Origin of the sequence: Allochromatium tepidum (genome assembly GCF_018409545.1) — a bacterium.
In the GTDB taxonomy this organism is placed as follows: Bacteria; Pseudomonadota; Gammaproteobacteria; order Chromatiales; family Chromatiaceae; genus Thermochromatium; species Thermochromatium tepidum_A.
This window is the reverse complement of record NZ_AP024563.1, coordinates 2,997,782-3,010,671: the sequence shown is the minus strand read 5'-3', so window position 1 is coordinate 3,010,671 and position 12,890 is coordinate 2,997,782. Positions and strand designations below refer to the sequence as shown.

Below are 12,890 nucleotides of genomic sequence, written 5' to 3'. Positions count from 1 at the left end.
TTTTGGTCGATCTAGGGTTTACCCTATATAGGGTTTTCACTTAGACTGGCGCCTTTCTTAAGTCAGAGAAGGGTTTTCTCGCGCCTCATCGCTTAGGCGCGCCCTTCGAAAACAAGAGGTTGGCTCCATGAAGAAGACGCTCATCACCGCGGGTCTGCTGGCGGGTCTCATGCCTTTCGCCGGCAGCGCTACGGCCAATAGCGGAATCGGTCATGTCCAGAAAGGCATTGCCTCCTACTATCACGACAGTCTGCACGGTCGCAAAACCGCCAGCGGACAGGTCTACAACAAACATCGCCTGAGCGCCGCACACAAGACATTGCCGCTCGGCACCAGGATCCGGGTCACAGACGCCAGGACCGGACGCAGCATCGTAGTCCGGGTCAACGATCGCGGTCCCTTCGCCAAGGGGCGTATCGTCGACCTCTCCAAGGAGGCCGCCAAGGAACTCGGCATCGTCGATCGCGGCGTTGCCCGAGTCGCGCTCAAGGTCTTGAGCACGCCACAACAGGGCAGTTGAAGCCCACGCCGGGTACGCATGGCGTACCCGGCTCCACTGACCTCACCCAATTTCAAGGCGCCGGGTTCGGCTGCTTGGTGTGGATCGATTCGATCCCGGCGATCACCGCATCGTCGAGTGTGACATCGAGACTGCCGATATTGCTTTCCAACTGTTCGAGTGTCGTGGCTCCGATGATGTTGGAGGTCACGAACGGCCGGCTCGTGACCCAGGCCAGCGCCATCTGCGCCGGGTCCAGACCATGCAGCTCGGCCAGGGCGACGTACTCGGCGGTGGCGCGCTCGGCCTCATTATTGGTATAGCGGCTGAAGCGCTCGAACAGCGTCAGGCGCCCGTTCGGCGGTTGCCGGCCGTTGAGATACTTGCCCGAGAGCACACCGAAGGCCAGCGGCGAATAGGCCAGCAGCCCGCACTGCTCGCGGATGGCGATCTCGGCCAGACCGACCTCGAAGCTGCGGTTGAGCAGGTTGTAGGGGTTCTGGATACTGACCATGCGCGGCAGATCATGTTTTTCGGCGAGCGCCAGATAGCGCATCAGCCCCCAGGGCGTCTCGTTGGAGACGCCGATCCGACGCACCTTGCCCGCCTTGACCAGATCGGCCAGCACCTCGAGCGTCTCCAGTAGCGGCACGCTGTCGCTGTCGTCGACCGGGTCATAGCCCAGCTTGCCGAAGAAGTTGGTCCGGCGATCCGGCCAGTGGAGCTGATAGAGGTCGATATAATCGGTCTGGAGCCGCTTGAGACTGGCGTCGATCGCCGCCTCAATGTTGGGCCGGTCGAGCCGGTTCTTCCCGCCGCGAATATGCGCCAGCCAGTCGCCAGGCCCCGCGACCTTGGTCGCCAGCACCACCCGATCCCGACAGCCGCGTGACTTGAGCCAGGTGCCGATGTAGGTCTCGGTCAGGCCCTGGGTCTCGGCCAGGGGCGGCACCGGATACATCTCGGCCGTATCGATGAAATTGATCCCGACGGCGAGCGCCAGATCCAGTTGCGCGTGGGCCTCGGACTCGGTGTTCTGCTGTCCGAAGGTCATGGTCCCGAGACAGAGTGCGCTCACGTCGATGTCCGAACGGCCGAGACGTCTGTATTGCATTGCAGGTGCCCTCCAGTGGTGGCGGATTCCGAAAACCGAGAAAAATTAAAAACCTAAACCCCGCCGGTGTCGAGTTCGCCGGGTTCGACTGACTGACGGCGAGCGAGTCCGAACCCCAGACATGGGGCCGGACGCGCTTCGACGCGAGTGAAAAACGGCTCGGCATGGGTTAGAGTTGACGACTTTCCGATCATCCCATCCACACCATACAAACATCCTGATCCCGGCACCGGCGTTCGAGCCGAGCCGGGTTCATCCGGGGGACACACCATGCCGGCTGATCTGATCGCACCGTCCATCCTTTCGGCGAACTTCGCCAAGCTCGGCGAAGAGGTCGACAACGTCCTTGCCTCCGGGGCCGACATCGTGCACTTCGATGTCATGGACAATCACTATGTTCCGAACCTGACCATCGGCCCGCTGGTGTGCGAGGCTCTGCGCAAGCATGGCGTCACCGCCCCCATCGATGTGCATCTGATGGTCAAGCCGGTCGACCGCATCATCCCCGACTTCGCCAAGGCGGGCGCGACCTACATCACCTTCCATCCGGAAGCGAGCGAGCACGTCGACCGCACCCTGCAACTGATCCGCGACTCGGGCTGCAAGTCCGGTCTGGTGTTCAACCCGGCCACGCCCCTGACCTATCTCGACTATGTGCTGGAAAAGGTCGACATGATCCTCTTGATGTCGGTCAACCCCGGCTTCGGCGGTCAGAGCTTCATTCCCTCGGCGCTCGACAAGCTGCGCGAGGTGCGCGAGATCATCGACGACTCGGGGCTCGACATCCGGCTGGAGATCGACGGCGGGGTCAAGGTCGACAACATCGCCGAGATCAAGGCCGCCGGGGCCGATACCTTCGTCTCCGGCTCGGGACTCTTCGGCTATGGCCGCGACTCCGACCCCAATCGTTACGACAGCATCGTCGGCGAGATGCGGCGCGCGCTCGCCGGCGTCGATCGCTGATCCTGCCCGCTCGCTTCCGGAGTCCGCGCCCATGTCACTGTTGCAGCCGAAGATGATCCTGATCGACCTCGATGGAACCCTGGTCGACAGTGTTCCGGATCTGACCTATTGCGTCGATGCCATGATGGCGCGGCTCGGACGCCCGGCGCGCGGCGAGGCGGCCGTGCGCACCTGGGTGGGCAACGGGATCGAGCGTCTGGTGCGCCGCGCCCTGATCGGTCAGCTCGACGGCGAGCCGGACGAGACCGACTATCAGCGCGCCTATCCGATCTTTCTCGAACTCTATGCCGAGAACACCTTCAATCGCTCCGGACTCTATCCGGGCGTGCGCGAAGGGCTGGAGTTCATGCGGGACGCGGGCTATCCGCTCGGCTGCGTCACCAACAAGGCGGCGCGCTTCACCGAACCGCTGCTCCAGCATCTCGGGATCTACGACTTCTTCGGCATCGTCATCAGCGGCGACACCCTGCCGCGCAAGAAGCCCGATCCGCTGCCGTTGATCCATGCCGCCGGTCATTTCGGCGTCAAGCCGAAAGCGTCGCTGATGATCGGCGACTCGGTGAGCGATGTGAACGCCGCGCGCGCGGCCGGGTTCAAGATCATCTGTACCAGCTACGGCTACAACCACGGAGTCGATATCCGCGAATCCGACCCGGACGCGGTGATCGATTCGTTCGTCGAGCTGCGTGAGCTGCTGGCGAGCTGAGGACCGCAGGATCAGGAGCAGGCAGACGATGGGATTCCGGTTCGATCGGACTCTAGGAGGGGGCATGAGATCCCGGCGATGGCGACGCTGAGGTCGCGTTCACAACCCCAGTCCTTTTCCAGCGTCCGGAGATCCCCGATGACCCCCAAGACCTTCAACGCCCTCGCCGAGCAGGGCTACAACCGCATTCCAGTCGCCTGCGAGGTGCTCGCCGACCTCGAAACCCCGCTGAGCGTCTATCTCAAGCTGGCCAAGGGGCCCTATTCCTATCTGTTCGAGTCGGTGCAGGGCGGCGAGAAATGGGGTCGCTACTCCATCATCGGCCTGCCGGCGCGCACCGTCATCAAGATCCGCGGTCATCAGATCCGGGTCGAGCGCGACGGTCAGGTGATCGAGTCGACCGAGAGCGCCGATCCGCTGGCCTGGATCGAGCAGTACCAGAGCCGGTTCCAGGTCGCCGAGATCGAGGGTCTACCGCGTTTCACCGGCGGTCTGGTCGGCTATTTCGGCTATGACACCATCCGCTATATCGAGCCGAAGCTGGCGGTCTGTCCCAATCCCGATCAGCTCGGCACGCCGGATATCCTACTGATGGTTTCGGACGAGGTGGTCGTGTTCGACAACCTCAGCGGGCGGCTCTATATCATCGTGCATCTGGACCCGACCGCCGGGGACACCCTGGAGGCGGGCGAGGCGCGCATCGGTGCGCTGAATGCGATGATGCGTCAGCCGATCCCCAATGGTCAGAGCAACCCGCCGCGCGAGGTCGAGGAATCGCACTTCGTCTCGGGTTTCACCGAGACCGCGTTCAAGCAGGCCGTCGAGCGCATCAAGGAGTACATCCTCGCCGGCGACTGTATGCAGGTGGTGCTCTCACAGCGGCTCTCGATCCCCTTCGGTGCTCCGCCGCTCGATCTCTATCGGGCGTTGCGCGGGCTGAATCCCTCGCCCTATATGTACTTCCTGGATCTGGCCGACTTCCACATCGTCGGTTCCTCGCCCGAGATCCTGACCCGACTGGAAGACGGCGTGGTCACGGTGCGTCCGATCGCCGGCACCCGACGGCGCGGTCACACCGAGGCCGAGGACCAGGCGCTCGAAGCCGAGCTGCTGGCCGACCCCAAGGAACTGGCCGAGCATCTGATGCTGATCGATCTCGGGCGCAACGACACCGGGCGCGTCTCCGAGATCGGCAGTGTGCGCCTGACCGACAAGATGATCGTCGAGCGCTATTCGCATGTGATGCACATCGTCTCCAACGTCATCGGCACGCTCAAGGAAGGACTGAGCGCCATCGACGTGCTGCGCGCTACCTTCCCCGCCGGGACCGTCTCGGGCGCGCCCAAGATCCGCGCCATGGAGATCATCGACGAGCTGGAGCCGGTCAAGCGCGGCATCTATTCGGGCGCGGTCGGCTATCTGTCCTGGAACGGCAACATGGACACGGCCATCGCCATCCGCACCGCCGTCATCCGGGACGGCACCCTGCACATCCAGGCCGGCGCCGGCATCGTCGCCGACTCGGTGCCCGAGTCCGAGTGGCAGGAGACCATGAACAAGGGCCGCGCGATCTTTCGCGCCGTCACCGCCGCCGAGGTCGGGATCGACCGCTATGGTTGTGGCGTGAAGCGGGTCTGAAGCTCAGAACTCCGCCTCATCCGTCATCAATTCGAGTGCCAGGACGAGCGCGTCCTCGCGCCCATTGGGCGCGGGGTAATAGTTGCGCCGCCGACCGACCTCACAGAATCCCTCGGCGCGATAGAGCGCCAGCGCCGCTGCATTCGAGACGCGCACCTCCAGAAAAGCCGTTTCGGCCTTACGCCGACGCGCCAGCCGCAGCAGATGACGCAGCATCCGGCGTCCCAGTCCGCGCCCCTGCCGGTCGGGATGGACGCCGAGATTGAAGATCTGACACTCCCCGGCCGCGACCGACATCACGCCATACGCGACGATGGTCACGTCGATCTCGCCGAGCCAGCAGCTGTAGCCGGCCTTCAAACAGTCCTCGAAGATCTCCCGACTCCAGGGAAAGACATAGGCCGCGCGCTCGACCGCAAGCACGGCGTCCAGATCCGGCCGACACATAGGCCGCAAGCGCAAGCGCGCGTCTGTACCCCTGTCCGTACTCGCGCCCCGCTCCGAAGCGGTATTCACTCGATTCCGTCCCCCAAGATTTGAACCCCAGCTCGAATCATCGCTCAAAACCCCAGTCACGCGCACTTGATCTCGATCAGGAGAACGCCGATTCGTACCGCCGCTCGTCGTGAGCCGTCACCAACGCGACCTGTTTTCGGTCTATAGTGTGCCCCTGAGTGCCGCGCTTGGCATCTCGCTTCGCGGTCATCCCGTTCCACCCACACCAATGGACAGTCCGATGTCGCACAAGAGCCTGGTCACACTCGACGGCAACGAGGCCGCCGCCTATGTGGCGTACCTGACCAACGAGGTCATCGCCATCTATCCCATCACGCCCTCCTCCAACATGGGCGAGTGGGCCGACGAATGGTCCTCACAGGGCGTCCAGAATCTGTGGGGCACGGTGCCGGACGTCATCGAGATGCAGAGCGAGGCCGGCGCCGCAGGGGCCATCCACGGCGCGCTCCAGGGCGGGTCGCTGGCGACCACCTTCACCGCCTCGCAGGGTCTGCTGCTGATGATCCCGAACATGTACAAGATCGCCGGGGAACTGACCCCGACGGTATTCCATGTCTCGGCGCGCGCCCTGGCCGCCCAAGCCCTTTCGATCTTCGGCGACCACTCGGATGTGATGGCCTGCCGCGCTACGGGTTATGCCATGCTCTGCGCCGCCTCGGTGCAGGAGGTGATGGACTTTGCCCTCATCGCCCAGGCCGCCACCCTGGAGAGCCGCCTGCCCTTCCTGCACTTCTTCGACGGCTTCCGCACCTCGCACGAGGTCAACAAGATCGAGCGCCTGCCGGTCGAGACCATCCGCGCCCTGATCGACGAGGAGCTGGTCAAGGCCCATCGCGAGCGCGCCCTGAACCCGGATCATCCCAAACTGCGCGGTACCTCGCAGAACCCGGACGTCTATTTCCAGGGACGGGAGACGGTCAATCCCTATTACGCCGCCGCGCCCGCCATCGTGCAGGCGGTCATGGACCGCTTCGCCGCCCTGACCGGGCGTCAGTACCGGCTGTTCGAGTACGTCGGCGCGCCGGACGCCGAGCGGGTGGTGATACTGATGGGTTCGGGACTGGGCGCGGCGGAAGAAACGGTCGAGCATCTGACCGCACGCGGCGAGAAGGTCGGACTGCTCAAGATCCGGCTGTTCCGCCCCTTCGATGCCTCGGCGCTCATCGCCGCCCTGCCCGCCGGCGCCGACCGGATCGCCGTGCTCGACCGCACCAAGGAGCCGGGCTCCGACGGCGAACCGCTCTACAAGGACGTCACCACCGCGCTCGCGCGTGCCTTCTCCGCCGGTGAACGGCCGACCATGCCGCGCGTCATCGGCGGGCGCTATGGTCTCGGCTCCAAGGAATTCACGCCCGCGATGGTCAAGGCGGTCTTCGACGAGCTGGCCAAGGACGCGCCCAAGAATCCCTTCACGGTCGGCATCCTCGACGACGTGGGCCACACCAGTCTGGTCTGGGATCCCGACTTCAAGGCCGACGCGCTCAACGGCGTGACCGCCTGCGTCTTCTATGGTCTCGGCTCCGACGGCACGGTTTCGGCCAACAAGAACTCGATCAAGATCATCGCCGAGGAGACGCCGAACCACGGTCAAGGCTATTTCGAGTACGACTCCAAGAAAGCCGGTGCCGTGACCATCAGTCATCTGCGCTTCGGTCCCAACCCGATCAAGAGCACCTATCTGATCGGCGACAATGAGGCCGGCTTCGTCGCCTGTCATCAGCCGACCTTCCTCACGCGCTATGACATGCTCGACAAGGCGCGTCCGGGCGCGGTGTTCCTGCTCAACTCAGCCACCCCACCCGACCGGGTCTGGGACGACCTGCCCAAGCGGATGCAGCGCACCATCCTCGACAAGGGTCTGAGCTTCTACGTCATCGACGCCTACGGCATCGCGGCGGCGACCGGCATGGGGCGGCGCATCAACACCATCATGCAGACCTGCTTCTTCGCCATCTCGGGCATCCTGCCGAAAGACGAAGCCATCGCCCACATCAAGCACGCGGTCGAGAAGACCTACGGCAAGAAGGGGCAAGCGCTGCTCGATCGCAACTATCAGGCCATCGACGCCGCGCTCGCCGGACTGCATCAGGTTCAGATTCCAGCCCAGGTCACGAGTACCTTCGATCGTCCGCCCGTGGTCCCGGACACCGCGCCCGAGTTCGTGCGCCGGGTCACGGCCACGCTCATGGCCGGCCGGGGCAACCAACTCCCGGTGAGCCTGATGCCCGCCGACGGCACCTGGCCGACCGGTACTACGCAGTTCGAGAAGCGCCAGCTCGCCCTGCAACTGCCCAAGTGGGACGAAGCCCTCTGCACCCAGTGCGGCAAGTGCCCGCTGGTCTGCCCGCACGCGGCGATCCGCGCCAAGGTCTATCCGGCGGCGCTGACCGAAAACGCACCGGCGAGCTTCAAGCACGCCGCGATCAAGGGCAAGGACTTCCCCGAGGGCTATCACGTCAGCTATCAGATCGCCCCCGACGACTGCACCGGCTGCGGGCTGTGCGTCGAGGTCTGCCCGATCCGCGACCGCACCAACCCCGACCACAAGGCGCTCGACATGGTCGAGGCCGGCGAGATCCAATCCGCCGAGCAGGTCAACTGGGACTTCTTCCTGACCATCCCCGAGTACGACCGCACCCGGCTCGATGCGACCAAGATCAAGCACGCCATGATGATGCAGCCGCTGTTCGAGTTCTCCGGCGCCTGCGTCGGCTGCGGCGAGACGCCCTATATCAAGCTCGCCACCCAGCTCTTCGGCGACCGGATGCTGATCGCCAATGCCACCGGCTGTTCGTCGATCTATGGCGGCAACCTGCCGACCACGCCCTACACGACCAATGCGGAAGGACGCGGCCCGAGCTGGAACAACTCGCTGTTCGAGGACAACGCCGAGTTCGGTCTGGGTCTGCGCTTGGCGGTCGACAAGCAGGCCGAGCAGGCGCGCGAGCTGGTCGCGCGGCTGGCGGGCCGGATCGGCGAGACGCTGGTCGATGGGCTGCTGAACGCCGATCAATCGACCGAGTCCGGCATCCACGAGCAACGCGAACGGGTCGCGGCGCTCAAGGCCAAGCTGGCCGGGATCGACTCGGCCGAAGCCCGCGCCCTGCTCGCACTCGCCGAGCAACTGGTCAAGCGCAGTGTCTGGATCATCGGCGGTGACGGCTGGGCCTATGACATCGGCTATGGCGGCGTCGACCATGTGCTCGCCAGCGGGCGCAACGTCAATCTGCTGATCCTCGACACCGAGGTCTACTCCAACACCGGCGGTCAGAAGTCCAAGGCCACCCCGCTCGGCGCCGTGGCCAAGTTCGCCGCCGGCGGCAAGCCGACCTTCAAGAAGGATCTGGCCATGATGGCCATGGCCTACGAGACCGTCTATGTCGCCCAGGTCGCCTTCGGCGCCAAGGACGTGCAGACGGTGCGCGCCTTCCTGGAGGCCGAGTCCTACGACGGCCCCTCGATCATCATCGCCTACTCGCCCTGTATCGCCCATGGCGTGGATCTGTCCAACAACCTGCGCCAGCAGGACATGGCGGTCAACTCGGGACACTGGCCGCTGCTGCGCTACGATCCGCGGCGCACCGCGCGCGGCGAGAATCCGCTCATCGTCGACAACAAGGCGCCGAGCATCCCCTATCGCGACTTCATCAACTCCGAGACCCGTTTCAGCCTGCTGACCCGGACCCATCCCGAGGCCGCCGAGCGCTTCCTCGATCTGGCACAGAAGCATGTGGACACACGCTTCAGTCTCTATGAGCAACTGGCGCATCTGGCGGTCCGGAAAGGTCCGGCCTCCAAGTAACAGCAGCGTAGCGGCGGACGGCAAACCCAGCCGCCCGCCCTCCGATTTCAACGTCTCTAGCACGAGGTTTCAAAGGCTATGAACCTGAAGACAACGTATCTCGGACTGACGCTCAAGAACCCCCTGGTGCCGTCCGCCTCGCCGCTCTCCCGGAGCCTCTCGGCCGCGCGCGAGATGGAGGACAGCGGCGCGGCGGCCATCGTCATGTATTCGCTGTTCGAGGAGGCGATCACCGCCGAGGCCGAATCCATGACCCGCTTCCTGCATCATCAGGACACGGGGTTCGCCGAGTCGAGCGCCGGCTTCCTGCCCGATCATCAGGACTTCGAGAACGGCCTGGAGCGGTATCTGGAACAGATCCGGCGGCTGAAGGAGAGCCTGGACATCCCGGTGATCGCCAGTCTCAATGGGGTCACGGCAGGCGGCTGGGTCAAGCACGCGCTCGAACTCCAGCAGGCCGGCGCCGATGCGCTCGAACTCAATGTCTATTACATCGCGGGCGACATCAGCCAGAGCGGCGCGCAGGTCGAACAGCGCTATCTGGATCTGTTGACCGAACTGCGGGGCCGGATCCGGATTCCGATCAACATGAAGCTCTCGCCGAGTTTCAGCTCCATCGGGCATTTCGTCGGACGGCTGGCCGCAGCGGGCGCCAATGGGGTCTCACTGTTCAACCGCTTCTATCAGCCCGATATCAACATCGATAGTCTGCGGCTCCAGGCGCGGCTGCATCCCTCGACGTCGGCTGAGGCGCTGCCGGCCATGCGCTGGATCGCGCTGCTGTACGGTCGCATTCCGGGGCTGTCGCTCGGTGCCACCGGCGGTGTCCATACATCGGAGGACGCCATCAAGCTGCTGCTCGCCGGTGCGGACGTGGTGCATCTGTGCAGCGTGCTGCTCCAGAAGGGACCGGCCTATACCGGCCTGATCCTGCGCGGCATCGAGGACTGGATGGAGGAACAGGGCTTCGAGTCGGTCGAGGACTTCCGGGGTCGGGTCAGCGCCCTGACCGTGCCAAACCCGGCTGAACTGGAACGCGCCAACTATATCAACGTGCTCGACAGCTACAGTGTCGCGCCTGGGGTCATGACCTGAGATCAATTCCGTTCCGTACTCATCATGCGCAACAACGGACAGCCTTCGCACCGAAAACGCCACACCAGCCCTTGGGTCGGGCATGGAGTCCGGTTCCGCCATGCCGGCGCGTGATCGAGTCGTCGGCTTGCGAGAACGGCTGGAACAGCCGCGCCTGGGTGTCGGCGGGAATGCCGATGCCGGTATCCGTGACGGCGAATTCGAGCACCGCCCAGCCCCCTTGCCGTTCGACCTCCTCGGCCTCGAGCCGCACCCGCCCCCGCTCGGTGAACTTGATCGCGTTGCCGACCAGATTGGCCAGCATCTGACGCAGACGATGCGCGTCGGCCTGATAGTCCTGTCCCGCCCGGCCCAGCCAGCGTGCTTCGAACTCCAGTCCCTTGTCGCGTGCCGACTCGACGAACAACGCCCGGACCTCGTAGATGAGCCGCTCGGGACTGAAGGGAAGACGTTCGAGCTGCAACTTGCCGGCCTCGATCTTGGAATAGTCGAGGATGTCGTTGAGCAGCTTGAGCAGACTCTGGCCCGAACTCAGGATGGTACGCGCATAGTCGAGACGCTCCTGCTCGGTGAGATTCGGGATCAACAGCAACTGCGCCATGCCCAGGATACCGTTCATGGGCGTGCGGATCTCATGGCTCATGGTGGCCAGGAAACGGCTCTTGGCGACGTTGGCCGCCTCGGCGGCCTCCTTGGTCTTGAGCAGACGTTCCTCGGTCTGCTTGCGTGCGCTGATGTCCAATGGAGACGCTCTCGAACACGACGAGCGCCACGATCGCGGAATTACGGGACTCCGGCTATCTGGGTGAAAATGCCTGAGTCCCGATCGTCTCAGAGTTGGCGGCAGGCTTCGAGCATTACGGGGGCCTGGGTGCGACCCGAGCGACTGCCCTGCTGTTCCATGGCGCGCACCACATCCATGCCCTCGACCACCTTGCCGAAGACGACGTGCCGACCGTCGAGCCAGGGCGTCGAGTCGACCGTGATGAAGAACTGCGAGCCGTTGGTGTTGGGACCGGCGTTGGCCATGGACAGGGTACCGGCCGAATCGTGCTTGAGGGTGAAGTTCTCGTCGGCGAATTTCTCACCATAGATCGACTTGCCGCCGGTGCCGTCGCCGTTGGTGAAGTCGCCGCCCTGGATCATGAAGCCGGGGATGATGCGATGGAAGGGACTGCCGGCATAGGCCAGCCCCTCGCCCTTCTCGCCGGTGCAGAGTGCGCGGAAATTCTCGGCGGTCTTGGGCACCACGTCGGCGAAGAGTTCCAGGGCGATGGTTCCGGCTGGCTTGCCGCCGATGCTGACATCGAGCGCAACCCTGGGATTGGCGGCCAGGGCCGGTGTCGCGGCGGCGGCGAACAGGACGGCGGCGAGCACGAACGGGGACTTCTTCATCGGTTTTCCTTCTTCGGGGTTGGTTGCAAGGGATTGGAGATCCGGGATCGGCGGACGAACGGGATCAACAGTTGGTACAGGCGTCCACCGGCAGACCGCGACGCACCCAGCCCGGACCGGAGCGGCTGCCCGCCATGCCCTCGGGGACGTTGTAGACCTGACTGAATCCCATCTTCTGCAACTGTTGCTGCACATAGCCGCTGCGGTTGCCGGTCCGGCAGATCAGGGCGATGGGGGCCGACTTGTCGCCGCCCATATCCTGGAGCAGACGTTCGATGAACTTGGGATCGGTCATGTCGATCCGATGGGCCTCGGGGGCCACACCGGTCTGACGCCATTCGGGGGGAGTACGGATGTCGACCAGGATGATCTCGCCCGAGCGGGACTTTGCGAGCGCCTCTTCCGGACTGAGGTCGAGGTTCGCCGCCTGGGTGCAGGCGACGAAGACGAGACTGGTGGCGATGAGCGCGACGAAGCGCCGAACGGTTCTGTACAGCATGGTCATTCGATGGCGATGTCGTTGGTTGATGGATCAATGGATGGACTAGGATTGGTGGCGACTCAGCCTGGAAACAACTCTGCGATCCGAACCTGGATCTCGGCGTCTTCGATGGTGACGCTGATCCGGCCCTCGCTGAGTGAATGCAACTGCCGGTAGCGTCCGCCGAAACGGTCGGGATCGCGATAGTCGTGCAGGGTGCGATGCGGAATGTCGGCGACCCAATAGCGACCGATACCGGCACGCGCATATTTGCCCAGCTTCAGACCCCGGTCGAGCGCCAGACTGCTGTCGGCGACCTCGATCAGCAACCGGACGTCCTCGGGCGTGGGGTTGGCGCGCGCATAGCGGTCGTCGCGCCACCTCAAGACCATGAAGTCCGGATAGACCTCGGTGCCGTCGTCGAGCGTCAGCGGACCCCGAACGCGGATGATCGCCCGTCCCGCCAACGGCGGTGCGAATAGCATCGTCAGTGTATCGGTCGTACTGCCGTGCGGCGGTCCAATCGGTGGCATATCGCGCATCTCCCCGTCGATCAGTTCCACACGGTCGCCTTCATCGAGGATGCCGGCCTCGATCAATCGGTGGAACCGCTCCACGCTCAAACGATGAATGGGATTGTAAAGGTCGATCGCTTCCATCCGTCATTCCTCCGCAATGGTC

General features: G+C 64.2%; 12 protein-coding genes. 6 read left to right on the top strand and 6 right to left on the bottom strand.

Annotated features, from left to right (window positions below; genetic code table 11):
* Nucleotides 1-127 precede the first annotated feature (127 nt).
* Nucleotides 128-520: a septal ring lytic transglycosylase RlpA family protein gene (locus tag Atep_RS14480; RefSeq protein WP_213379148.1), complete on the top strand. Its 393-nt coding sequence runs from the start codon at nucleotides 128-130 to the stop codon at nucleotides 518-520.
* Nucleotides 521-572: 52 nt separating this feature from the next.
* Here Atep_RS14480 and Atep_RS14475 read toward each other — a convergent pair whose 3' ends face one another.
* Nucleotides 573-1,613, bottom strand: a complete 1,041-nt coding sequence (locus Atep_RS14475; protein ID WP_213379147.1) for an NADP(H)-dependent aldo-keto reductase — start codon at nucleotides 1,611-1,613, stop codon at nucleotides 573-575.
* 270 nt (nucleotides 1,614-1,883) lie between these two features.
* Between Atep_RS14475 and rpe the strand changes: the two genes are divergently transcribed.
* The 3 genes from rpe to trpE all read left to right on the top strand — a co-directional run bounded on the left by rpe (nucleotide 1,884) and on the right by trpE (nucleotide 4,920).
* On the top strand, nucleotides 1,884-2,576 hold the full coding sequence (rpe, locus tag Atep_RS14470; protein WP_213379146.1) for a ribulose-phosphate 3-epimerase: 693 nt from the start codon (nucleotides 1,884-1,886) through the stop codon (nucleotides 2,574-2,576).
* Nucleotides 2,577-2,607: 31 nt separating this feature from the next.
* Nucleotides 2,608-3,282: a phosphoglycolate phosphatase gene (locus tag Atep_RS14465; protein ID WP_213379145.1), complete on the top strand. Its 675-nt coding sequence runs from the start codon at nucleotides 2,608-2,610 to the stop codon at nucleotides 3,280-3,282.
* 138 nt (nucleotides 3,283-3,420) lie between these two features.
* The gene (gene trpE, locus Atep_RS14460; RefSeq protein ID WP_213379144.1) at nucleotides 3,421-4,920 is read left to right on the top strand and encodes an anthranilate synthase component I; all 1,500 of its coding nucleotides are present in this window, start codon (nucleotides 3,421-3,423) and stop codon (nucleotides 4,918-4,920) included.
* A gap of 3 nt (nucleotides 4,921-4,923) precedes the next feature.
* On the opposite strand, the gene rimI is transcribed toward trpE, so the two are convergent.
* Entirely contained in the window at nucleotides 4,924-5,367 is a 444-nt protein-coding gene (gene rimI, locus Atep_RS14455; RefSeq protein ID WP_213381773.1) for a ribosomal protein S18-alanine N-acetyltransferase, read from the bottom strand.
* 289 nt (nucleotides 5,368-5,656) lie between these two features.
* Here rimI and nifJ point away from each other — a divergent pair, with 289 nt between their 5' ends.
* Together nifJ and Atep_RS14445 are read left to right on the top strand one after the other, a co-directional pair.
* Nucleotides 5,657-9,238 carry a pyruvate:ferredoxin (flavodoxin) oxidoreductase gene (gene nifJ / locus Atep_RS14450; protein WP_213379143.1) on the top strand — a complete coding sequence of 1,194 codons (3,582 nt, stop codon included), beginning with the start codon at nucleotides 5,657-5,659 and terminating at the stop codon, nucleotides 9,236-9,238.
* 78 nt (nucleotides 9,239-9,316) lie between these two features.
* Complete coding sequence (locus Atep_RS14445) at nucleotides 9,317-10,333, top strand: dihydroorotate dehydrogenase-like protein (protein ID WP_213379142.1); 1,017 nt, start codon at nucleotides 9,317-9,319, stop codon at nucleotides 10,331-10,333.
* 22 nt (nucleotides 10,334-10,355) lie between these two features.
* On the opposite strand, the gene Atep_RS14440 is transcribed toward Atep_RS14445, so the two are convergent.
* From Atep_RS14440 to Atep_RS14425, 4 genes are all read right to left on the bottom strand, one after another.
* Complete coding sequence (locus Atep_RS14440) at nucleotides 10,356-11,075, bottom strand: histidine kinase dimerization/phospho-acceptor domain-containing protein (protein ID WP_213379141.1); 720 nt, start codon at nucleotides 11,073-11,075, stop codon at nucleotides 10,356-10,358.
* A gap of 89 nt (nucleotides 11,076-11,164) precedes the next feature.
* Entirely contained in the window at nucleotides 11,165-11,728 is a 564-nt protein-coding gene (locus Atep_RS14435) for a peptidylprolyl isomerase (RefSeq protein ID WP_213379140.1), read from the bottom strand.
* Nucleotides 11,729-11,792: 64 nt separating this feature from the next.
* Nucleotides 11,793-12,227: a rhodanese-like domain-containing protein gene (locus tag Atep_RS14430; protein ID WP_213379139.1), complete on the bottom strand. Its 435-nt coding sequence runs from the start codon at nucleotides 12,225-12,227 to the stop codon at nucleotides 11,793-11,795.
* A gap of 62 nt (nucleotides 12,228-12,289) precedes the next feature.
* Nucleotides 12,290-12,868 carry a Uma2 family endonuclease gene (locus tag Atep_RS14425; RefSeq protein WP_213379138.1) on the bottom strand — a complete coding sequence of 193 codons (579 nt, stop codon included), beginning with the start codon at nucleotides 12,866-12,868 and terminating at the stop codon, nucleotides 12,290-12,292.
* Nucleotides 12,869-12,890: the final 22 nt, after the last annotated feature.